This window comes from Myroides injenensis M09-0166 (genome assembly GCF_000246945.1).
Lineage (GTDB): Bacteria > Bacteroidota > Bacteroidia > Flavobacteriales > Flavobacteriaceae > Flavobacterium > Flavobacterium injenense.
In genome coordinates this window covers 15,562-36,970 of sequence record NZ_BAEX01000025.1, presented here as the reverse complement: position 1 = coordinate 36,970, position 21,409 = coordinate 15,562, and the positions used below count along the sequence as shown (strand labels likewise).

Below are 21,409 nucleotides of genomic sequence, written 5' to 3'. Positions count from 1 at the left end.
TTTTTTATTATATTCTATAATACATTACGTAACAATGTTCATTTAGTCTATTTCACGATTTCAATATGACTTTCAGAAACTTTTGTTATTGGCAAATAGTGTTTTTTTCCTTCCACTAATAAACATAAGTAGATGTTATCGATAGAAATCACATATCCTTCAAGTCCATCAATACGCACTAACTGCCCAAGCTCTAAATTCTTACGTGCATAAAAAGAATACAACAATCTTGTCACAACATCTTTTGCTCCTAACCCTAAGGATAGAGCTACAGTTAAGAGAATAGCTCCCACTATAATAGATATATTATTAGTGATAATATCAGTATTAATACCTATTTGATTTAAGGTTGTAATAAAAACAAATACAAGTATTAAATAGAAAAGTATATTACCTATCATTCTAGCACCACTAAAATCTACAGCTTTAAGCACACCTACAATTGCCTTCTTAATCCAAGTGGCAAAATATAGACCACCCACAAAAATTAATAACGCTACAAATACTTGTGGAATGTAAAGCATTAAGTTACCTATTTCCTTAGATACAATAGACAGCCCAAATAACTCAGCACCTACTACTATCATAAGAAAGACTAAAAATATTTTTACAAAAAATATTAAAACAACATCTACCTTAATGGTAATATTCGTCTTAGCTAAAAACTCATTATCATTCAACAGTCCTTGAACCTTATCAAGTCTAATGAATCTAAATATTTTTCGCAATAGATAAGCGAAAAATTTAATTAACATCCAGCACAATACTATATATCCTGCTAGTAACAAAAACCCAATCACACCTCGTATAAGAGAGCCTACTACTGAATTAATTAATTCACTCGGATACTCAAAATTAAAAAGCTCATTCATGCTTACTATTGTTATTATTTTTTATTTTCTCTATAATTTCATTTTCTTTTTTCTTATCTACCTCACCTATAAAACTTTCTAATGCTTGAGGAACCTTCACGGTATATAACTCTGACACATCCAAAGAAAGCTTGATAAAGTTTAAATTATCAATAACTCTATCTTTTAGGTAGTCGGGTAACTTTTCATCCTGAAGAATTTTTTTAAAAGGATTTTCCATAATTACAACGAGTTATAAATTTCAATTATTTTTTTCTTTGCTCTGTGCAGTCTCATTTTTATTGCACTCTCCCCCATATCTAACATTAGAGCAATCTCCTTAATAGATTTATCATCCTGATATTTCATCAAGAGTATAATCTTATCTTCTGGATCTATTCTCGTTAATGATTCTTGCAGACGATCAACACTTAAAGAAAAAATTTCTTCATCTGTCACTTCGTCTTCAAGTACGTCATCGTATAAATAATCATCACTTATATTCTCTTCTTTCCTCTTTCTTTTTAAGACTAGCTTAGAATAATTGACACAATGATTATATGCAAATGAATACAACCACGTAGAAAATTTAGAATCTCCTCTAAAATTCTTTAAGTTTAAATACAACTTTACAAAGACATCTTGTGTCAAATCCTCTGCTACATCTCTCGATTCAGCAAACCCAACACATTTTGAAAAGACCTTCTGTGCGTACCTGTCGTATAGAATCCCAAATAAACTTGTATTACCACTATGAACAATAAATTGGACTAATTCCTCATCTGTCATCGTGGTAAAATTATTATTCTGCAGATTAACTTTCATATATTTTTTTTACCAGTGCAAATATAAATGCTTTTATTTTAATAATTTACCTCAATAAAAAAGGCTAAATTATTTTCGTATTTGCATTAATTTAGCAACATACTTACCGATAACATCAAACTCCAAGTTCACTGGGGTACCTACTCTGTAATATTTAAAAATAGTGTGTTCTTTTGTATACGGAATTATAGCTACTTTAAATGTATTCACACCTGAATCAACAACTGTTAAACTTGTACCGTCAATAGTAATCGACCCCTTTTCTATTGTAGTATGTATAGACTGATCATTAAACTCAAATCCAAAATAAGTACTTCCTCCAACTTCTTCTATAGAAACACACTTTCCTATATGATCGACATGCCCCTGAACGATATGACCATCTAATCTACCGTTAAACAGCATCGCTCTTTCTAAATTCACTGCTTGTCCCTCTACCCAATTACCAATAGTAGTAACTGCAATAGTTTCTTTAACTGCTGTAACAGTATAAATATCGTCTTCTATAGATACAACTGTCAAGCAAATTCCGTTATGCAATACACTCTGATCTATCTTAAGCTCATTTACAAAATCACACTTAACACTTATATGTAAATTAGTTTGATCTTTTATTATTTTTTTGATAGTACCAATGTTTTCAACTATACCTGTAAACATATCTCAATTTATTTTTATTAAATTTGCTTCAAAAGTAGTAATAATTTACACGATACTATGAACGAGAAAACAGAAAATATAAGAGTAGGTATTTCAATAGGAGATTTAAATGGAGTAGGCTGCGAAATAATACTTAAATGTTTTGAAGACAGCAGAATGCTAGAAATTTGTACTCCTATTATATTCGGTAATTCTAAACCATTATCATTCGTTAAGAAAACAATTAATAACAATACTAATATACAAGGTATCGATAGTCTTGATCAGGTTGTTCCTAATAAATTAAATGTTTTTAATTTATGGAAAGAAAACGTCAATATCAATTTTGGAACTAACGATCCTTTAATAGGTAAATACGCTATTAAATCTTTCACTGCGGCTACTGAAGCTTTAAAAAATGAAGAAATAGATGTATTAGTTACCGCGCCTATCAATAAATATAATAGTAAAGACGAAGAATTTAATTATCCAGGACATACAGATTATTTAAATGAGCAATTAGAAGGTGAAGCATTAATGTTACTAGTATGTGATAGCTTAAGAGTAGGTTTACTAACAGATCACTTACCATTACATGAGGTAGCTCAAGCAATAACACCTGAGCGTATAAAACAAAAAGTAAAAACAATTAATCAAACCTTAATAACTGATTTTAGCATTTATAAGCCAAAAATTGCTATTTTAGGACTAAATCCACACGCAGGAGATAATGGCGTTATTGGGCAAGAAGAGATTAACATAATAAAACCCGTAATACAAGAATTAAACGAAGAAGGTATATTGATTTCAGGACCTTTTGCAGCTGATGGTTTTTTTGGGTCAGAGACTTACAAAAAATTTGATGCTATTTTGGCGTGTTACCACGACCAAGGATTAGCTCCTTTCAAAGCATTATCATTCGGAAGAGGTGTCAATTTCACTGCTGGACTAAACAGAATAAGGACCTCACCTGATCATGGTACTGCATATGAAATAGCAGGAAAAGGGATTGCAGATGCTACATCTTTCAGAGAAGCAATCTATGCAGCAATAGATATTTATAAGAATAGATATAACAATATTGAAGCAGCATCCAATCCTTTAGAACCGCAAGAAAAGAATTTAGCACAAAAAAAATTTGATAACTAGCTTGTAATAATAATAATTTTTTATCTTTGCACGCTCAAATCATGTATTTCATGAATAGTGAAAAAAAACTTTTAATTCCTTTTTCAGGATTAAAAAATGGAGAGCATCGTTTTGATTTTCACGTAGAAAATGATTTCTTTGAACAATATGATTTCACAGATTTCAACAAAATTGATGTAGATATAGTCGTTCTTTTAAATAAAAAAACCACACTCCTAGAGTTACACTTTGAGAGTAATGGTATTGTAAACGTCCCTTGCGATGTTACTAATCAAGACTTTGACATGCCTATCAGCAATGAAATTGACTTGGTAGTAAAATTTGGAGAAGAATACAATGATGATCATGATGAGATATTAATTATTCCATTTACAGAACATCAAATAAGTGTATCGCAATATATATATGAAATGATTGCGTTATCAATTCCTCAAAAAAGAGTTCATCCAGGTGTATTAGATGGAACATTAGAATCAGAAGCATTAGATATTTTAGGATATTATGATGACGAAGATGATGATGAATTCACAGATGAAGACGATTTAGATGATCAAGAGAATATTGAAAATGAAGAAATAGACCCTCGTTGGGCAGAATTAAAAAAACTATTAACGGATAAATAATATAGTAAAATGGCACATCCTAAGAGAAAGACCTCGAAAACAAGAAGAGATAAAAGAAGAACTCACTACAAAGCAGTAGCTCCAACTATCGCTACTTGTCCAGTGACAGGTGAAGCTCATTTATTCCACAGAGCATACTGGCATGAAGGAAAACTTTACTACAGAGGTCAAGTTGTTATCGACAAAACAGCTGCAGTAGAAGCATAAGCTTGAGAAAAGTTAAAATTAAAACTCTCACAATGTGTGAGAGTTTTTTTTTGGGTTAAAAAAAGCATTATAAAGACTTTATGAGCCTTAAATAGCTCGATTTGTTTTTTTTTTGTAATTTTCGCTTCTTTTTGGAATGTTTTTTAAAGTAAAGCAACACCATATGACAAAAATACACGCAGCCATTACTGCTATCGGTTGTTACCTACCAGAGGATAAGCTAACCAATGCAGACCTTGAGAAAATGGTGGATACTAACGATGAATGGATAACCTCTCGAACGGGAATTAAGGAAAGAAGAATTCTAAAAGTACCAGGAGAAGGTTCTTCATATATGGCTATAAAAGCCGCAGAAAATTTAATTGAAAAATCAGGAATTGATCCAAAAGAGATTGATCTAGTTATCTTAGCTTCGGCTACTCCTGATATGCCAGTAGCAACTACAGGTGTTTATGTAGCTTCAAAAATTGGTGCAACAAATGCATTCTCTTTTGACTTACAGGCAGCTTGTTCTAGCTTTCTATATGGAATGTCTGTTGCCTCAGCTTATATAGAGTCTGGTAGATATAAAAAAGTACTACTTATCGGATCAGATAAAATGTCTTCGATTATTGACTATACTGACCGTGCTACATGTATTATCTTTGGAGATGCAGCTGGTGCTGTATTATTCGAACCTAATACTGAAGGTTATGGAGTACAAGATGAATATTTAAGAAGTGACGGTATAGGCAGATCATTCTTAAAAATAGAAGCTGGTGGATCTATACTACCTGCTAGCGCAGAAACGGTAGCAAACAAGCAACACTACGTTTTTCAAGATGGAAAAACTGTCTTCAAATACGCTGTATCAAATATGGCTGACGTGAGTGAGAAAATTATGCAGCGCAATAATCTTAATCACGAAGACGTAACATGGTTAGCTGCACATCAAGCAAACAAAAGAATTATTGATGCTACAGCTCACAGAATGGGATTAGATGATTCTAAAGTTCTGATGAATATAGAAAGATACGGCAATACAACTTCGGCCACTTTACCATTACTACTTTGCGACTATGAAAAACAACTTAAAAAGGGCGATAATATAATTTTCGCTACTTTCGGAGGAGGTTTTACATGGGGTGCAATCTATTTAAAATGGGCATATAATAAAGAATAAAAAAACAACTAACCAATACATTAGGTATGGACATTAAAGAAATTCAAAATTTAATTAAGTTCGTAGCCAAGTCAGGTGCTACAGAAGTAAAATTAGAAATGGATGATTTCAAGATCACCATCAAAACAACTGAAACTGGAAACACTGAAACTACTTACATTCAACAAGTACCAGTAGCATCAGGAATGCCACAAGCAAATGTTGCTCCAGCTGCCCCAGCTCCAGCTCCAGCTACTACAGCAGAAGTACAAGCTGATGAAACATCTAAATTCATCACAGTTAAATCTCCAATTATCGGAACATTCTATAGAAAACCAGCTCCAGATAAGGATGCTTTTGTAGAAGTAGGTAAAACAATAAAAACAGGAGATGTAGTTTGTGTTATTGAAGCAATGAAACTTTTCAACGAAATTGAATCTGAAATTTCAGGTAAAATCGTAAAAGTATTAGTAGATGATGCTTCTCCAGTAGAATTTGATCAACCATTGTTCTTAGTTGATCCATCTTAAGAAATTTTCAAAACAACAACGCTTCACTTTATTTAATTTACTTACTTATAAAGTGAAATCACTAAAGTACAATTAAAATTTCAAGAGATGTTTAAAAAGATATTAATCGCAAATAGAGGTGAAATTGCCTTACGTGTCATTAGAACATGTAAAGAAATGGGGATAAAAACCGTGGCAGTTTATTCAACGGCTGATGCAGACAGTTTACATGTGCGTTTTGCAGATGAAGCAGTATGTATTGGACCAGCACCAAGCAACCAATCTTATTTGAAAATTTCAAATATTATTGCAGCGGCAGAGATCACAAATGCAGATGCTATACATCCAGGATATGGATTCCTATCAGAAAATGCTAAATTCTCTAAAATCTGTCAAGAACACGGAGTAAAGTTTATCGGTGCTTCTCCAGAAATGATTGAGAAAATGGGTGATAAAGCTACGGCTAAAGAAACCATGAAAAAAGCAGGAGTACCTACAGTACCAGGATCTGATGGGTTACTTGAATCTCTTGAACACGCTAAAGCAACAGCAAAAGAGATTGGATATCCAGTAATGATGAAAGCTACAGCAGGTGGTGGTGGAAAAGGAATGCGCGAAATCTTCAAAGAAGAAGACCTTACCAAAGCATGGGAAAGCGCAAGACAGGAAGCTGCAGCTGCATTTGGAAATGATGGTATGTATATGGAAAAACTTATTGTTGATCCAAGACATATTGAAATTCAAGTAGTAGGAGATAAATATGGTAAAGCATGTCACTTATCTGAACGCGATTGTTCAATTCAAAGACGTCACCAAAAATTAACTGAGGAAACTCCTTCTCCATTTATGACTGACGAATTAAGACAGAAAATGGGAGAAGCTGCGGTACGTGCTGCAGAGTACATTAAATACGAAGGAGCTGGAACTATTGAATTTTTAGTAGATAAAGATCGTAATTTCTATTTTATGGAAATGAACACTCGTATTCAAGTTGAACATCCAATTACTGAACAAGTAATTGATTACGATTTGATTAGAGAGCAAATTTTAGTAGCTGCAGGGACACCAATATCTGGTAAAAACTACACACCTAAAATGCACGCTATCGAGTGTCGTATTAACGCAGAAGATCCATTTAATGACTTTAGACCCTCTCCAGGTAAAATTACAACATTACATACTCCAGGAGGTCATGGTGTAAGATTGGATACTCACGTATATTCAGGCTATACAATCCCACCAAATTATGACTCTATGATCGCTAAGTTAATTACAACTGCTCAAACTAGAGAAGAAGCAATTAACAAAATGAGACGTGCATTAGATGAGTTTGTAATTGAAGGAATTAAAACTACTATTCCTTTCCACAGACAATTAATGGATGATCCAAATTATATTGCTGGTAATTATACTACAGCTTTTATGGATACATTCAAAATGAAACCATTAGAAGAAGAATAATTGATACTGAAAGACCTACAATGTAGGTCTTTTTTTTTATCACTAAAAGTGTAATAAAATAATCTTTGATTAGCACCTATAAGTTAAAAAACTATTAATCAATAATTTAACCTTATAAGACTCATCTCACAAGCTTTAAAAAAAAATATAATATTTTTTTTGAAAAAATTAAAAATTCTTAAAAACAAACGCTATATTTGAACATAATTTTTTATTTTAATACAATGCAAACAGGCGTAGTTAAGTTCTTCAATGAAGACAAAGGATTCGGTTTTATCACTAATGATGCAACTAAGCAAGACATTTTTGTTCACATCACTGGATTAGTAAGCAAAAATATTGAGCAAGGTGACAAAGTTTCTTATTCTGAAGAGAAAGGAAAAAAAGGAATTATTGCAACAGAAGTTACAATTATTGAAGGTTAATAAATCATCATATAATTACCAAAATTTCAAAGCCATCTTATAATATAAGATGGCTTTTTTTATACCATTATACTCTATTTTGAATTAGTCTAATTACATATTTGACTCATTGCCCATCTTGAGCCAACTCCAACAAACCCAAAGCTTTGTAATACCACAATGAGGCATTATATTTGTATGTTGTATTAACATAAATACTAAATATATGCAATTAAGTCAACTCGATTTCATACCAATTTTAATGCAAATAGCCTTAGCCGCAGGGTTTGTGTCTATGACTATTTGGGTATCAGGCAAATTAGGACCTAAGAAACATTCGAAAATCAAAGATAGTACTTGGGAATGTGGGTTAGAATCACTTGGAAGTGCACGCATACCATTTAATGTAAAATATTTCTTAGTAGCCATTTTATTTGTTTTATTTGATGTTGAAGTAATCTTCCTATATCCTTGGGCTGTAAATTTCCAAGAGCTTGGATGGGATGGTTTTGCTAAAATGGGAATATTCTTATTTCTATTGTTAATAGGTTTACTATACGAATTCAAGAAAAAAGGTCTTGAGTGGGACTAAAAAGTTAAAGAGATGAGCGACAAAAAATATAATATGGCAGAAGCTCCTGAAGGTTATGTAGGAGAAGGCTTTTTTGCAACAAAATTGAGTTCTGTAGTTGGTTTAGCTAGAGCTAACTCTATGTGGCCACTTCCTTTTGCTACTTCATGTTGTGGTATTGAGTTTATGGCTACTATGGCAGCGACTTACGACGTAGCTAGATTTGGATCAGAGCGTATGAGCTTTTCGCCTAGACAAGCGGATATGTTAATGGTAATGGGAACTATTTCTAAAAAAATGGCACCTATCCTTAGACAAGTTTATGAACAAATGGCTGAGCCTAAGTGGGTAATTGCTGTTGGAGCATGTGCATGTTCAGGTGGAATATTTGATACTTACTCAGTTTTACAAGGAATAGATAAAGTGATTCCAGTAGATGTATACGTACCAGGATGCCCTCCGCGACCAGAACAAATTCTTGATGGTGTATTAAGACTACAAGAAATTATTAAATCAGAATCAGTAAATCGAAGAGGTACAAAAGAATATGATGATTTATTAAATTCTTACAACATTAATAAATAGAGTATGGCACTAGATAATATCACAATCAAAAATAAACTTCAAGAGCATTTTGCTGAAGGTTTAAATGATTTTCATGAACAACATGGAATGTTAACTTTTGAAGTGGACCATTCTATTTCACACAAGGTAATTCAGTTTCTGAAAGAAGATTCTGAAATGAACTTTAACTTTTTAACTGATGTTTGTGGGATTCATTATCATGAAGCCCCTGAAGATAGACAATTGTGTGTAGTATATCACATGCACAACTGGATAGATAATGTAAGAATAAGAATAAAAACTTTTTTAAACATAAAGCATCCTGTAGTAGATTCTGTTTCAGATCTATTTAAAAGTGCTAATTGGCAAGAAAGAGAAACATACGATTTTTATGGAATAATCTTTAAAAATCATCCACAGTTAAAAAGAATTTTAAATATGGATGAAATGGAATCATTCCCATTAAGAAAAGATTTTCCAATGGAAGATGCGGGACGAACTGACAAAGATGATAGATTCTTTGGTAGGACCGTTCATAACTGTTAATAGCAACTGATAAAAAAAAGGATTTATGTCAGATTTATTATTACCTCCTGAAGAGCGCTACGCTAAACTTATAGAAGAGAAGTTTCAAGAAGATGGTACAGAATTACAAATTCTGAACTTGGGGCCTACCCATCCAGCTACTCATGGAATTTTTCAAAATATTATTTTACTTGATGGAGAAAAAGTAATAGATGGAGAAGGAACTGTTGGTTACATACATAGAGCATTTGAAAAAATAGCAGAAAACAGACCTTTTTATCAAATTAATGTACTTACAGATCGCTTAAACTACTGTTCATCACCAATTAACAATACTGCTTGGTGGATGACTGTAGAAAAAGCATTGAATATAGAAATTCCAAAGCGCGTACAATATTTACGTGTAATCGTAATGGAATTAGCAAGAATTGCCGATCACATTATTTGTAGTTCAGTAATGGGAGTTGATACAGGAGCATTAACAGGTTTCTTATATGTATTTCAATATAGAGAAAAAATATATGAAATATTTGAAGAAATATGTGGTGCTCGTCTAACTACTAATATGGGTAGAATTGGAGGTTTCGAGAGAGAATGGAGTCCAAAAACTTTCCTATTAATTGAAGAATTTCTTGAAGAGTTCCCAGCAATATGGAGTGAATTTGAAGGTCTATTAACAAGAAATAGAATTTTCATGGATAGAACGATTGGAGTAGGTGGAATTTCTGCAGAAGAAGCAATTAACTTTGGTTTTACTGGTCCGAACTTAAGAGCTGCAGGTGTAGATTACGATGTACGTGTTGCATCACCTTACTGTTCTTATGAAGATTTTGATTTTGAAATTCCTGTAGGAACTAGTGGAGACTGTTATGATAGATTCTGTGTTAGAAATGCAGAAATTTGGGAAAGTCTAAAAATTATCCGCCAAGCATTAGATAAAATGCCAGAAGGTCCATTCCATGCTGATGTTCCAGAATATTATCTTCCACCAAAAGAAGATGTATACACTAATATGGAAGCATTAATTTATCACTTTAAAATTGTCATGGGAGAAGTTCCAGTTCCTGTAACTGAAATCTATCACCCAGTGGAAGCAGGAAATGGTGAATTAGGATTCTATTTGATAACAGATGGCAGTAGAACACCATATCGCTTGCACTTTAGAAGACCTTGTTTTATAATATACCAAGCGTATAATGACATAGTAAGAGGTGGAATGCTATCAGATGCAATTATCACTTTATCAAGTTTGAACATCATTGCCGGAGAATTAGATGCATAATATCATGGAGACTAAAAAATACAAACAAACTATTAATATAACAGCTGAACTAGAACAACGCATAAATGAGTTGTTAAGTCACTACCCTGCTGACAAAAAGAAATCAGCTTTATTACCAGTATTACATGCTGTACAAGATGCACATGATAATTGGTTAAGTGCTGAATTAATGGATAAAGTAGCTGAAATATTAGGAATAACACCAATTGAAGTTTACGAGGTTGCAACATTTTATACAATGTACAACCTAAAGCCAGTAGGAAAATATATGTTTGAATTCTGTTTAACTTCTTGCTGTGGAATAAGAGGTGCAGATGATATACTTGAATACACTTGTGAAAAACTTGGTATCAAACCAGGTGAAACAACTGAAGATGGTATGTTTTCAGTTGTAGGTGTACAATGTTTAGGTGCTTGTGGATACGCTCCAATGATGCAAGTGGGAGATTTTTACAAGGAACACTTAACAGAAGAAAAAATAGATCAAATCATCGAAGATTGCAGAGCAGGAAAAGTAATTCTTCACGACAAATAGTAATATGGCAACAAAAATATTATTAGATAAAATCAATATCCCAGGAATCAAATCTTATGATGTATATCGTCAAAATGGCGGATATAGTTCTGTAGAGAAAGCATTGAAAACAATGACACCGGATGAAGTTACAGAAGAAGTAAAAGCTTCTGGATTAAGAGGTCGTGGAGGTGCTGGATTCCCAGTAGGATTAAAATGGAGCTTTATAGATAAGAAATCTGGAAAGCCAAGACATCTTGTATGTAATGCCGATGAATCTGAACCAGGAACATTTAAAGATAGATATCTAATGGAACACATCCCTCACCTACTAATTGAAGGGATGATAACATCAAGTTATGCATTAGGAGCAAACTTATCTTATATATATATTCGAGGTGAATATATGTGGGTTTTTAAGATATTAGAAAGAGCTATAAAAGAAGCTTACGCTGCAGGGTGGTTAGGTAAAAATATCTTAGGAACAGACTATTCTCTCGATCTTCATGTGCACTGTGGCGCAGGAGCATATATATGCGGAGAAGAAACTGCATTAATCGAATCACTAGAAGGAAAAAGAGGAAATCCACGTATAAAACCGCCTTTCCCAGCAGTAAGTGGACTATGGTCGAATCCAACTGTAGTAAATAACGTAGAATCTATTTCTAATGTGCCATGGATTGTAAATAATTCTGGTGAGGATTATTCCAAAATTGGGATTGGTAGATCTACAGGAACTAAATTAATATCTGCTTCAGGACATATCAAAAATCCAGGAGTCTATGAGATTGAATTAGGACTTACAGTTGATGAATTCATTAATTCAGATGAATACTGTGGAGGAATGATGAATGATAGACCGTTAAAAGCTTTAATTCCCGGTGGGTCATCAGTGCCTATTTTACCTATTGATTTAATCTATAAGACAGCAGAAGGTCAAGATCGTTTAATGTCATATGAATCATTATCTGACGGAGGATTTGCTACTGGATCAATGATGGGGTCAGGAGGTTTCATAGTTTATAATGACACGGCATGTATAGTTAGAAACACTTGGAATTTTGCACGTTTCTACGCTCATGAAAGCTGTGGTCAATGTTCACCTTGTAGAGAAGGAACTGGATGGTTAGAGAAAGTATTGTATCGCATTGAGACAGGACAAGGAACAATGGATGACATAGACTTGCTATGGGATATCCAAAGTAAAATAGAAGGTAATACCATATGTCCATTAGGAGATGCTGCTGCATGGCCAGTTGCTGCTGCTTTGAGACATTTTAGAGATGAATTTGAATATCACGTTTTATATCCAGAAAAGGTAAAGGACAGAAATCACTTTGTAAAAGAGCCTTTCGAAAATATAAAACATTTGATTAATAAATAATATACATTGAATTATTAACCTAATTCAGTTAAAATAAAGCACAGTTTATGAAAGTTACTATAGACGGACATGAAATAGACGTAGAACCAGGAACAACAATTCTACAAGCAGCAAGAATGATTGGAGGCGAATCTGTACCTCCAGCAATGTGCTACTACTCGAAATTAGAAGGAACTGGTGGTAAATGTCGCGCTTGCCTAGTAGAAGTGTCTAAAGGTAGTGAAGCAGATCCAAGACCTATGCCAAAACTAATGGCTTCTTGTAAAACAGGAGTTATGGATGGTATGGAGGTAAAAAGTATATCTTCGCCACGTGTTTTAGAAGCGAGAAAAGCAGTTACAGAATTTTTACTTATCAACCATCCTCTTGATTGCCCAGTCTGTGACCAAGCAGGTGAATGTGATTTACAAAACTTGGCCTTTAATCATGGTAAAGAGCAAAAAAGATATAAGGAAGAGAAAAGAACATTCGAGCCTGAAAATATAGGAGATAACATTCAACTTCATATGAATCGTTGTATACTTTGTTATCGTTGTGTAAAAACAGCGGAGCAATTAACAGATAAACGTGTTCATGGTGTTTGTGGAAGAGGAGAACACGCACAAATCTCTACCTATATATCTGCGGCAATTGACAATGAATTTTCAGGAAATATGATTGACGTATGTCCTGTAGGAGCATTAACTGACAAAACATTTAGATTTAAATCACGTGTTTGGTTTAACAAACCATATAATGCTCACAGAAACTGTCCGACTTGTTCAGGTAAAGTTACATTATGGATGTTTGGTGAAGAAATACAAAGAGTTACTGCAAGAAAAGATGAATTTCACGAAGTTGAAGAATTTATCTGTAATGAATGTCGTTTCGAACACAAAGACACAAAAGATTGGGTAATTGAAGGACCTAGAAAATTTGAAAAATTCTCTGTTATTAACCAAAATAACTACACTAATAAGTTAAACAAAGTGGTTATGAAAACAGAAAAACAAATATTAGAAGGACGTCCGAAAGACCGCATTAAGATAAGTATGAAAGAAATTCCTTTCACAGAACACGAATCTAAAGAATAAATCAGCACTAGAATGGATAAGACTATTATTATAGATAAAGCGGTTATCATTGTTGTTGTTTTTGCGATCACTATGTTGATGGCAATGTATGCTACCCTAGCAGAGCGTAAAATAGCAGCATGGATACAAGATCGTATAGGACCTAACCGCGCTGGAAAAGGAGGAGTCCTACAGCCGTTAGCAGATGGTTTAAAATTATTTGCTAAAGAAGAATATGAACCAAATACTCCTAACAAATTCCTTTTCAAATTTGGTCCCTTTCTAGCAATGACATTAGCACTAATGACAAGTGCTGTTATTCCTTGGGGAGACAAATTCCATTTATTTGGAAGAGATATCATACTTCAAGCTGCAGATATTAATGTAGGTCTACTATATATTTTAGCTGTTTTATCAGTGGGGGTATATGGAATAATGATTGGAGCATGGGCATCTAACAATAAGTATTCATTAATGAGTGGTATTCGTGCTGCATCACAAATGATTTCTTATGAAATTGCAATGGGATTATCATTAATTGGTTTACTATTAATGACACAATCATTAAGTATGCGTGAAATCGCTTTGCAACAATCAGGAATGAATTGGAATGTTTTCTACCAACCTGTTGGTTTTTTAATTTTTCTAATTTGTTCATTTGCTGAAACCAATAGAGCTCCTTTCGACTTAGCAGAATGTGAACAAGAATTAATTGGTGGTTTCCATACTGAATATTCTTCAATGAAGATGGGTTTCTATCTTTTTGCTGAATATGCTAATTTATTTATCTCCGCAACTATAATCTCTGTATTATATTTTGGAGCATATAACTATCCAGGTATATCTTGGGCAGTTGAAAATTGGGGTGTTAACATTGCAAATACAATAGGAATAATAGTATTATTCATTAAAATATGTTTCTTCATATTTGTATTTATGTGGGTACGTTGGACACTTCCCCGTTTTAGATATGACCAGCTAATGAATTTAGGTTGGAAAACGTTGATCCCTCTAGCACTAATTAATTTAGTTGTTACAGCAGTTGTTATATTACTAATTAAATAATTAAACATGTCATCAAATACTTACTCATTATCAGGAAGAAAAAAGACAGTATCAGATAAGACGCTGACTTGGTCTGAACGAATATATTTAGTAGCGATCTTCAAAGGAATGATGGTTACCTTGAAACACATGTTTAAGAAAAAGGTAACAATATCTTATCCAGAACAAACTCGCCCATTTAGTCCAGTTTACAGAGGTAGACATATGCTAATGAGAGATGAGGAAGGAAGAGAACGTTGTACAGCTTGTGGTTTATGTGCATTATCATGCCCTGCAGAAGCTATTACAATGAAAGCAGCTGAAAGAAAACAAGAAGAAAAACATCTATACCGCGAGGAAAAATATGCTGAAATATATGAAATCAATATGTTGAGATGTATATTTTGTGGTTTATGTGAAGAAGCTTGCCCAAAACAAGCAATTTACTTGACTAAATCTAAGCAACTTGCTAAAGCTGATATTAACCGTGAGAACTTTATCTTTGGTAAAGATAAATTAGTTATGCCGTTAGAAGCAGCAATTCAGAATACTAATCAACAGAATCAAGCTTAATTATGATAGAAATATTATTTTATATACTAGCAACAATCACGCTAGGAAGCGCGGCTCTAACTTTATTGAGTAAAAATCCTATTCACAGTGCACTGTGGTTAGTAGTAAGTTTTTTCTCTATAGCTGGGCATTACATTCTACTTAACTCTCAGTTTTTAGGAATGGTTCACATAATGGTTTATTCTGGAGCAATTATGATATTAATGTTATTTACAATAATGTTAATGAACCTTAATATTAGTCATGAAGTATCTAAGCCTTTTATTACTAAAATAGTTGCTACTGTAGCATTTTGTTTATTAGGAATACTTCTTCTTTCTATTACAATGAGAGGAACTCAAGTATATGAATTACAATATGCGAATACAGGAGAAGATTTTCAATCAGTACAAGTACTAGGTAAAATATTATTTGATAAATACGTTCTCCCTTTTGAAATGGTAGCAGTATTATTATTACTTGCAATGATAGGAGCGGTATTAATATCTAAAAAAGATAAAACCGAAAAAGCAGCTTAATTATGGAAAATGTAATTGAAATAATCGGCATAGACAAATACATCTACTTATCAATTATACTATTTTGTATAGGAGTATTTGGTATTTTATTTAGACGTAATGCAATTGTTATGTTTATGTGTATTGAAATAATGTTAAACTCCGCTAATATGCTATTAGTTGCTTTTTCAACTTATCACCAAGATGCACAAGGACAAGTATTCGTATTCTTTACGATGGCAGTAGCAGCGGCAGAAGTAGCAGTAGGACTTGCGATATTAGTCTCTATTTATAGAAATATTGGATCAATTGATATTGATAAATTAAAAAACCTAAAAGGATAATTCCGCATGGATACAAACGTAATTTTACTTTTATTATTAGTCCCTTTATTAGGGGCCTTAGTTAATCTTTTCTTTGGGAAAAAACTAGGTAATGGTTCTGGAATTATAGCAACCTTGGCAGTTTTAATTTCATTTATTATTACAGTTGTTGCTTTCATTCAAGTTAACACAACAAAAACGCCAATACAAGGAAACCTATTTGAATGGATTGAAGTAGCAAACTTCAAAATCTCTTTTGGTTTCTTGTTAGATCAACTTTCCTTATTATGGTTATTATTTGTGACTGGAATTGGAACATTGATTCATTGGTACTCTACAAGCTATATGAAAGGAGATGAAAATTATGGTAAATTCTTTGGTTACCTTAATTTGTTTATCTTTTTTATGATTGTTCTTGTAGCAGGTAGTAACCTATTAATCACATTTATTGGATGGGAAGGTGTAGGACTTTGCTCTTATTTACTAATTGGTTTTTGGCATAAAAATCAATCTTATAATGATGCAGCAAAAAAAGCCTTTATTATGAACAGAATTGGAGATTTAGGTTTCTTAGTTGGTGTATTCATTTTGGCTTTTTTATTCCATTCATTAGATTACATGACAATCAAAGAAGCTTTAATGCATGGTACTAATCATCAAATTAATACTTGGATTGGTTGGGCAGCTTTAGCTCTATTTATAGGTGCCGTAGGTAAAAGTGCTCAAATTCCATTGTATACATGGTTACCTGATGCGATGGCTGGACCAACACCAGTTTCAGCTTTAATACACGCTGCAACAATGGTTACTGCTGGTATTTTCTTAATCACAAGACTAAACTTTGTTTTCGACCTTGCACCTCAAGTGCAAAATATAATTGCAATTGTAGGAGCATTTACAGCATTATTCGCTGCAACAATTGGTTTAGTACAAACAGATATTAAAAAAGTTTTAGCTTATTCAACAGTATCTCAATTGGGATTAATGTTTATGGCTATAGGATTTGGAGCTTATGAAATTGCAGTGTTCCACGTAATTACACATGCTTTCTTTAAAGCTTGTCTATTCCTAGGGTCAGGTTCTGTAATTCATGCAATGGGAGGTGAACAAGATATGCGTAAAATGGGTGGTTTAAGTAAATTTATGAAAGCAACTTATATTACTTTCTTACTTGCGACTTTGGCAATCTCAGGGTTTCCTTTCTTCTCAGGTTTCTTCTCTAAAGATGAAATATTAATGACCGCTTTTAATCATAATAAAGTATTATATATTATTGGATCATTAGCGTCAATAATGACAGCTTTCTATATGTTTAGATTGTTATTTCTTACATTCTTTAAAAACTTTAGAGGTACTCAAGAACAGAAAAATCACTTACATGAAAGTCCTGCTTCAATTACTATTCCTTTATGGATATTAGCAATATTAGCAGTGATTGGTGGTGTCATCAGCTTACCTGGCAATAGTTGGTTATTTGAATACTTACAACCAATTATAGTAAAAAGCGCAGCTAATAGTCATCACTCTTTAGGTATAACAGAGTATATTTTGATGGCTGTTGCTACTATTGGTTTTATAATTGGTTTAGGAATTGCTTACTATAAATATATTATGGAAAGCGAAGTTCCACAAGAAGATGAAAAAATTACTGGTTTCCACAAAGTACTTTACAATAAATATTATATAGATGAAATCTATATGAAGTTAATTGTTAAACCAATCTATCTACTTTCAACTTTCTTAAAAGATGTTGTGGAAGTAGCTTTATCAGAAACAGTATTAGGATTAGGAAAAATAGCAGATGGGTTATCACTACAAGGTAAAAAAGCACAAAATGGTAATATAGGTTTGTACTTATTCGCTTTTGTATTTGGAATCTGTTTGATTTTATATTATTTATTCATTGCAAGATAACTTAGAAAAATGAACGTAACAATACTTTTATTAACGTTATTAGTTGGTGCTTTTGCTACCTATATTGCAGGTAAAAAGCCCGCTGCAAAAGTAGCTTTGTTATTTAGCATCGCTGCTTTCGTAGAAACTCTTATATTAATCTGTCAACACAATTCTGGTGTAGATGGTGGTTATATCACGCAATGGATAAGTAATCCAAATATTTACATTGCGTTAAAGGCAGATGGACTTTCGCTAGCATTAACATTACTTACGACTGTTCTTACACCATTAATTATATTAACTTCATTCGGTAATCATATTGAAAAGTCAAATACATTCTATGGATTAGTAATGTTTATGACTTTCGCTATGACTGGAACATTCCTAGCATCAGATGGATTTTTATATTATATTTTTTGGGAACTATCATTATTACCAATTTATTTTATAGCCTTACTTTGGGGTAACGACACATTCGAAATTCGTAAAAAAGCAATATTTAAATTTTTCATTTATACCTTTGCTGGATCACTATTCATGCTCGTTGGATTTATCTATCTATATACAAAAACAGGTAGTTTCTTACTAGCAGATTTATACAATTCGAATTTATCATCTAAAGAACAATATTGGGTCTTTTTATCTTTTTTCATTGCTTATGCAATTAAAATACCAGTATTTCCTTTCCACACATGGCAAGCATCTACCTATGAAAAAGCACCTACAGTTGGTACAATGTTATTAGCAGGTATTATGCTTAAAATGGGACTATATTCAATTATACGTTGGCAAATCCCAATTAGCCCTATTGCAGCGAAAGAACTAATGCCTACTATATTAGTTTTATGCCTAATAGGAGTTATTTATGGTTCTATTGTTGCATTAAAACAATCAAATATTAAACGTTTCTTTGCTTACTCATCACTAGCTCACGTTGGATTAATCGCTGCTGGTGCTTACACGTTAACACTAGATGGTCTCCGTGGGGCAGTACTACAAATGATTGCTCATGGTTTCGTAATTGTAGGATTATTTTACATTGCAGAAATTATCTATAGAAGATATCAAACAAGAATGATTGGAGAAATGGGAGGCATACGCCAACAAGCACCAAAATTTGCTTCAATCTTTATGATCTTGATGTTTGCATCAATAGGCTTGCCTGGTACATTTAGTTTTATTGGAGAGTTTAATTTATTGTTTGGACTTTCTCAAATTAATATTTGGTATGCAATCATTGGAGGAACTACAATTATTTTAGGTGCATTCTATATGTTAAGAATGTTCCAAAAATCAATGTTAGGAGAAACTAATGCAAAACTATTTACAGATATAAATGTTCAAGAAACCATCGTATTAGGTATTCTAGTGGTGTTAGTATTATTCTTTGGTATTTACCCAAAACCACTTTCAGATCTAATAACGCCTTCATTAATTGAAATCGTTTCTTACATTAAGTAATATAAATATTAAGGATTCAGTTTTACTGATGAATATAATTCCAAAATATATAAAATGAACACATTAATAGCAATTGGAGTATTAGCGGTTTTAGTTCTTATAGCGGAAATTATTAATTTGCGCAAAATAGTTATTCCTATGACTATAATAGGATTACTAGGCATATTAGGATATACTATATGTAACATAAACGTTGTTGAAGCATATTATAATAATATGTTTATTTCAACTAAATTTTCTTCAGCATTTTCTTCTTTATTTATTGCTTTAACTATTTTATTAGTTGGGTTAAGTAAGGAATTTTATAAAAAAGAATTCTCAAAAATAGCAGACTATATCTCTCTAAAACTTTTTCTTCTTATGGGAGCCATTTGTATGGTAAGTTTTGGTAATATGGCAATGTTCTTTTTAGGATTAGAAATTTTATCTATTACTCTATATATTTTATGTGGAGCAGATAGAAAGAACATTAAATCAAATGAAGCTGCTATGAAATATTTCCTATTAGGATCTTTCGCTTCTGGTATTGTCTTATTTGGAATAGCATTAGTATATGGTGCTACGGCTTCATTCGATATAGTTGAAATAAGTTCCCTTGCTTCATCTTCTCCCCTACCAATATGGTATTCATTAGGAGTATTAATGATTGTAATAGGTATGTTGTTTAAAATAGCTGCAGTTCCATTTCATTTTTGGGCTCCCGATGTATATCAAGGAGCTCCGAGTTTGACCACAGCAATGATGAGTACTTTAGTTAAAGTTGCAGCTGTAGCAACCTTATATAAAGTAAGTATCAATTTACTTATTCAGATGCCAGAACATTATACCACAGCAATTGTAGTAATAGCTATATTAACAATGACAGTTGGTAATATAATGGCTATTTGTCAAGATAATATGAAACGATTATTAGCATATTCTGGTATCTCTCATGCTGGATTTATGATGATTGCCTTAACAGCTTTAGGAACTTCAACTTCTAACCTTTTCTATTATGCAGCAGCTTATGCTATTGCGGGGATAGCAGCATTTACAGTACTTATAGCAGTGACTAAGGATAAAGACAATGAGTTAATCAGTAATTTTTATGGACTTGAAAAACGAAGCCCTTTAATGGCTTTAGTCCTTTCAATTGCATTACTATCGATGGGAGGAATTCCAATTTTTGCTGGATTCTTTGGTAAGTTCTTTTTATTTACACAAGCCGTAAATAATGGCTTTATCACCCTAGTAATTTTCGGAGTAATTAATTCTTTTATAAGTATCTACTATTACCTTAAAGTAATTGTAGCAATGTACTCAAATTACGAAGAGAACACAGAGGTAATAGAAATCCCTACATCTTATAAAATTATAGGAGTAATTGCTGTAATTATAAATATAACAATAGGACTATGTCCTTCTATACTCTTAAATTTATTCAACTAGAATAATATTTAAACAAATATAAATGAGTGGTATATCTAACGGTGTACCACTTTTTTATTACTTTAATAGACCTAACTTTTTTTCAAGAGTTACCAAAAGTTTTAGTTTAAAAGATTATTTCCTTTTACGCAATGCATTAAAAATTATTAAAAGATCTTTTTTAATCAAGTAATCTTAATTTATGTCACTAAAAAGGCTAAAAAACTAATAATATCACAAAAATAAATAAACTTAAAAAAAGCCTTCTATGAACATTAGCTTTATTATAAACTATTTAAAATAATTCAAATAATTATTACTAATTAAAATATAACTCTTAAAAAGGTAGTATTTTTTGATACTTTACCAACAAATACATTCAAAAACCAAATTGAAAACTTTCTGTCATAATTAAGCACTTAATTACTCAAAACACTAATAATCAATAAATTAAAATCTATAATTCGCATTATTAACTAAAAGTAGTTTTTAAATTTAGTAGTAATT

Annotated in this window: 25 protein-coding genes; 21 read left to right on the top strand and 4 right to left on the bottom strand. The window is 32.4% G+C overall.

The window, feature by feature from the left end; translation table 11 throughout:
* Positions 1 to 47: 47 nt before the first annotated feature.
* The 4 genes from RH98_RS05940 to RH98_RS05925 form a co-directional block, all read right to left on the bottom strand.
* A complete protein-coding gene (locus RH98_RS05940; RefSeq protein ID WP_010251676.1) occupies positions 48 to 872 on the bottom strand; it encodes a mechanosensitive ion channel family protein in 825 nt (274 codons plus the stop codon).
* The gene (locus tag RH98_RS05935; protein WP_010251674.1) at positions 865 to 1,092 is read right to left on the bottom strand and encodes a hypothetical protein; all 228 of its coding nucleotides are present in this window, start codon (positions 1,090 to 1,092) and stop codon (positions 865 to 867) included. The genes RH98_RS05940 and RH98_RS05935 overlap by 8 nt, the downstream gene beginning before the upstream one ends.
* A 2-nt stretch (positions 1,093 to 1,094) precedes the next feature.
* Complete coding sequence (locus RH98_RS05930; RefSeq protein ID WP_010251670.1) at positions 1,095 to 1,676, bottom strand: RNA polymerase sigma factor; 582 nt, start codon at positions 1,674 to 1,676, stop codon at positions 1,095 to 1,097.
* 69 nt (positions 1,677 to 1,745) lie between these two features.
* Complete coding sequence (locus tag RH98_RS05925) at positions 1,746 to 2,336, bottom strand: riboflavin synthase (RefSeq protein ID WP_010251667.1); 591 nt, start codon at positions 2,334 to 2,336, stop codon at positions 1,746 to 1,748.
* 57 nt (positions 2,337 to 2,393) lie between these two features.
* On the opposite strand from RH98_RS05925, the gene pdxA reads away from it, so the two are divergent.
* The 21 genes from pdxA to RH98_RS05820 all read left to right on the top strand — a co-directional run bounded on the left by pdxA (position 2,394) and on the right by RH98_RS05820 (position 20,923).
* Complete coding sequence (gene pdxA, locus RH98_RS05920; RefSeq protein ID WP_010251665.1) at positions 2,394 to 3,464, top strand: 4-hydroxythreonine-4-phosphate dehydrogenase PdxA; 1,071 nt, start codon at positions 2,394 to 2,396, stop codon at positions 3,462 to 3,464.
* 50 nt (positions 3,465 to 3,514) lie between these two features.
* The gene (locus RH98_RS05915; RefSeq protein WP_010251662.1) at positions 3,515 to 4,087 is read left to right on the top strand and encodes a YceD family protein; all 573 of its coding nucleotides are present in this window, start codon (positions 3,515 to 3,517) and stop codon (positions 4,085 to 4,087) included.
* Positions 4,088 to 4,096: 9 nt separating this feature from the next.
* Positions 4,097 to 4,294, top strand: coding sequence for a 50S ribosomal protein L32 (rpmF, locus tag RH98_RS05910; protein WP_010251658.1), 198 nt, complete (start codon positions 4,097 to 4,099; stop codon positions 4,292 to 4,294).
* Between the two features lie 163 nt (positions 4,295 to 4,457).
* Positions 4,458 to 5,456, top strand: a complete 999-nt coding sequence (locus RH98_RS05905) for a beta-ketoacyl-ACP synthase III (RefSeq protein ID WP_010251655.1) — start codon at positions 4,458 to 4,460, stop codon at positions 5,454 to 5,456.
* A 26-nt stretch (positions 5,457 to 5,482) separates the two neighbouring features.
* Positions 5,483 to 5,965, top strand: a complete 483-nt coding sequence (accB, locus tag RH98_RS05900) for an acetyl-CoA carboxylase biotin carboxyl carrier protein (protein WP_010251652.1) — start codon at positions 5,483 to 5,485, stop codon at positions 5,963 to 5,965.
* 87 nt (positions 5,966 to 6,052) lie between these two features.
* Positions 6,053 to 7,405 (top strand): acetyl-CoA carboxylase biotin carboxylase subunit, encoded by a 1,353-nt coding sequence (gene accC, locus RH98_RS05895; protein ID WP_010251649.1) that lies wholly within the window; start codon positions 6,053 to 6,055, stop codon positions 7,403 to 7,405.
* Between the two features lie 224 nt (positions 7,406 to 7,629).
* The gene (locus tag RH98_RS05890) at positions 7,630 to 7,830 is read left to right on the top strand and encodes a cold-shock protein (protein ID WP_010251646.1); all 201 of its coding nucleotides are present in this window, start codon (positions 7,630 to 7,632) and stop codon (positions 7,828 to 7,830) included.
* 205 nt (positions 7,831 to 8,035) lie between these two features.
* Positions 8,036 to 8,401 carry an NADH-quinone oxidoreductase subunit A gene (locus tag RH98_RS05885; protein ID WP_010251643.1) on the top strand — a complete coding sequence of 122 codons (366 nt, stop codon included), beginning with the start codon at positions 8,036 to 8,038 and terminating at the stop codon, positions 8,399 to 8,401.
* 12 nt (positions 8,402 to 8,413) lie between these two features.
* Positions 8,414 to 8,965 carry an NADH-quinone oxidoreductase subunit B gene (locus tag RH98_RS05880; RefSeq protein WP_010251640.1) on the top strand — a complete coding sequence of 184 codons (552 nt, stop codon included), beginning with the start codon at positions 8,414 to 8,416 and terminating at the stop codon, positions 8,963 to 8,965.
* Positions 8,966 to 8,968: 3 nt separating this feature from the next.
* Positions 8,969 to 9,490, top strand: coding sequence for an NADH-quinone oxidoreductase subunit C (locus tag RH98_RS05875; RefSeq protein ID WP_010251636.1), 522 nt, complete (start codon positions 8,969 to 8,971; stop codon positions 9,488 to 9,490).
* Between the two features lie 25 nt (positions 9,491 to 9,515).
* The gene (locus tag RH98_RS05870; protein WP_010251634.1) at positions 9,516 to 10,751 is read left to right on the top strand and encodes an NADH-quinone oxidoreductase subunit D; all 1,236 of its coding nucleotides are present in this window, start codon (positions 9,516 to 9,518) and stop codon (positions 10,749 to 10,751) included.
* 4 nt (positions 10,752 to 10,755) lie between these two features.
* Complete coding sequence (locus tag RH98_RS05865) at positions 10,756 to 11,286, top strand: NADH-quinone oxidoreductase subunit NuoE family protein (RefSeq protein WP_026038765.1); 531 nt, start codon at positions 10,756 to 10,758, stop codon at positions 11,284 to 11,286.
* Between the two features lie 4 nt (positions 11,287 to 11,290).
* Positions 11,291 to 12,649 (top strand): NADH-quinone oxidoreductase subunit NuoF, encoded by a 1,359-nt coding sequence (nuoF, locus tag RH98_RS05860; RefSeq protein WP_010251629.1) that lies wholly within the window; start codon positions 11,291 to 11,293, stop codon positions 12,647 to 12,649.
* Between the two features lie 47 nt (positions 12,650 to 12,696).
* A complete protein-coding gene (locus tag RH98_RS05855) occupies positions 12,697 to 13,722 on the top strand; it encodes an NADH-quinone oxidoreductase subunit G (protein ID WP_010251626.1) in 1,026 nt (341 codons plus the stop codon).
* A 12-nt stretch (positions 13,723 to 13,734) separates the two neighbouring features.
* The gene (nuoH, locus tag RH98_RS05850; protein WP_010251623.1) at positions 13,735 to 14,766 is read left to right on the top strand and encodes an NADH-quinone oxidoreductase subunit NuoH; all 1,032 of its coding nucleotides are present in this window, start codon (positions 13,735 to 13,737) and stop codon (positions 14,764 to 14,766) included.
* A gap of 6 nt (positions 14,767 to 14,772) precedes the next feature.
* A complete protein-coding gene (locus RH98_RS05845; protein WP_010251620.1) occupies positions 14,773 to 15,318 on the top strand; it encodes a NuoI/complex I 23 kDa subunit family protein in 546 nt (181 codons plus the stop codon).
* A 2-nt stretch (positions 15,319 to 15,320) separates the two neighbouring features.
* Positions 15,321 to 15,836, top strand: a complete 516-nt coding sequence (locus tag RH98_RS05840; RefSeq protein ID WP_010251616.1) for an NADH-quinone oxidoreductase subunit J family protein — start codon at positions 15,321 to 15,323, stop codon at positions 15,834 to 15,836.
* Between the two features lie 2 nt (positions 15,837 to 15,838).
* Positions 15,839 to 16,159 carry an NADH-quinone oxidoreductase subunit NuoK gene (gene nuoK / locus RH98_RS05835; protein WP_010251613.1) on the top strand — a complete coding sequence of 107 codons (321 nt, stop codon included), beginning with the start codon at positions 15,839 to 15,841 and terminating at the stop codon, positions 16,157 to 16,159.
* Between the two features lie 6 nt (positions 16,160 to 16,165).
* The gene (nuoL, locus tag RH98_RS05830) at positions 16,166 to 18,052 is read left to right on the top strand and encodes an NADH-quinone oxidoreductase subunit L (protein WP_010251610.1); all 1,887 of its coding nucleotides are present in this window, start codon (positions 16,166 to 16,168) and stop codon (positions 18,050 to 18,052) included.
* 9 nt (positions 18,053 to 18,061) lie between these two features.
* The gene (locus RH98_RS05825; protein WP_010251608.1) at positions 18,062 to 19,495 is read left to right on the top strand and encodes a complex I subunit 4 family protein; all 1,434 of its coding nucleotides are present in this window, start codon (positions 18,062 to 18,064) and stop codon (positions 19,493 to 19,495) included.
* Positions 19,496 to 19,549: 54 nt separating this feature from the next.
* On the top strand, positions 19,550 to 20,923 hold the full coding sequence (locus RH98_RS05820; RefSeq protein WP_010251605.1) for an NADH-quinone oxidoreductase subunit N: 1,374 nt from the start codon (positions 19,550 to 19,552) through the stop codon (positions 20,921 to 20,923).
* Positions 20,924 to 21,409: the final 486 nt, after the last annotated feature.

Excerpts from the sequence above, each read along its gene's own strand:
- RH98_RS05940 (WP_010251676.1), bottom strand. The coding sequence starts at position 872 with ATGAATGAGCTTTTTAATTTTGAGTATCCGAGTGAATTAATTAATTCA.
- RH98_RS05935 (WP_010251674.1), bottom strand. The coding sequence starts at position 1,092 with ATGGAAAATCCTTTTAAAAAAATTCTTCAGGATGAAAAGTTACCCGAC.
- RH98_RS05930 (WP_010251670.1), bottom strand. The coding sequence starts at position 1,676 with ATGAAAGTTAATCTGCAGAATAATAATTTTACCACGATGACAGATGAG.
- RH98_RS05925 (WP_010251667.1), bottom strand. The coding sequence starts at position 2,336 with ATGTTTACAGGTATAGTTGAAAACATTGGTACTATCAAAAAAATAATA.
- pdxA (WP_010251665.1), top strand. The coding sequence starts at position 2,394 with ATGAACGAGAAAACAGAAAATATAAGAGTAGGTATTTCAATAGGAGAT.
- RH98_RS05915 (WP_010251662.1), top strand. The coding sequence starts at position 3,515 with ATGAATAGTGAAAAAAAACTTTTAATTCCTTTTTCAGGATTAAAAAAT.
- rpmF (WP_010251658.1), top strand. The coding sequence starts at position 4,097 with ATGGCACATCCTAAGAGAAAGACCTCGAAAACAAGAAGAGATAAAAGA.
- RH98_RS05905 (WP_010251655.1), top strand. The coding sequence starts at position 4,458 with ATGACAAAAATACACGCAGCCATTACTGCTATCGGTTGTTACCTACCA.
- accB (WP_010251652.1), top strand. The coding sequence starts at position 5,483 with ATGGACATTAAAGAAATTCAAAATTTAATTAAGTTCGTAGCCAAGTCA.
- accC (WP_010251649.1), top strand. The coding sequence starts at position 6,053 with ATGTTTAAAAAGATATTAATCGCAAATAGAGGTGAAATTGCCTTACGT.
- RH98_RS05890 (WP_010251646.1), top strand. The coding sequence starts at position 7,630 with ATGCAAACAGGCGTAGTTAAGTTCTTCAATGAAGACAAAGGATTCGGT.
- RH98_RS05885 (WP_010251643.1), top strand. The coding sequence starts at position 8,036 with ATGCAATTAAGTCAACTCGATTTCATACCAATTTTAATGCAAATAGCC.
- RH98_RS05880 (WP_010251640.1), top strand. The coding sequence starts at position 8,414 with ATGAGCGACAAAAAATATAATATGGCAGAAGCTCCTGAAGGTTATGTA.
- RH98_RS05875 (WP_010251636.1), top strand. The coding sequence starts at position 8,969 with ATGGCACTAGATAATATCACAATCAAAAATAAACTTCAAGAGCATTTT.
- RH98_RS05870 (WP_010251634.1), top strand. The coding sequence starts at position 9,516 with ATGTCAGATTTATTATTACCTCCTGAAGAGCGCTACGCTAAACTTATA.
- RH98_RS05865 (WP_026038765.1), top strand. The coding sequence starts at position 10,756 with ATGGAGACTAAAAAATACAAACAAACTATTAATATAACAGCTGAACTA.
- nuoF (WP_010251629.1), top strand. The coding sequence starts at position 11,291 with ATGGCAACAAAAATATTATTAGATAAAATCAATATCCCAGGAATCAAA.
- RH98_RS05855 (WP_010251626.1), top strand. The coding sequence starts at position 12,697 with ATGAAAGTTACTATAGACGGACATGAAATAGACGTAGAACCAGGAACA.
- nuoH (WP_010251623.1), top strand. The coding sequence starts at position 13,735 with ATGGATAAGACTATTATTATAGATAAAGCGGTTATCATTGTTGTTGTT.
- RH98_RS05845 (WP_010251620.1), top strand. The coding sequence starts at position 14,773 with ATGTCATCAAATACTTACTCATTATCAGGAAGAAAAAAGACAGTATCA.
- RH98_RS05840 (WP_010251616.1), top strand. The coding sequence starts at position 15,321 with ATGATAGAAATATTATTTTATATACTAGCAACAATCACGCTAGGAAGC.
- nuoK (WP_010251613.1), top strand. The coding sequence starts at position 15,839 with ATGGAAAATGTAATTGAAATAATCGGCATAGACAAATACATCTACTTA.
- nuoL (WP_010251610.1), top strand. The coding sequence starts at position 16,166 with ATGGATACAAACGTAATTTTACTTTTATTATTAGTCCCTTTATTAGGG.
- RH98_RS05825 (WP_010251608.1), top strand. The coding sequence starts at position 18,062 with ATGAACGTAACAATACTTTTATTAACGTTATTAGTTGGTGCTTTTGCT.
- RH98_RS05820 (WP_010251605.1), top strand. The coding sequence starts at position 19,550 with ATGAACACATTAATAGCAATTGGAGTATTAGCGGTTTTAGTTCTTATA.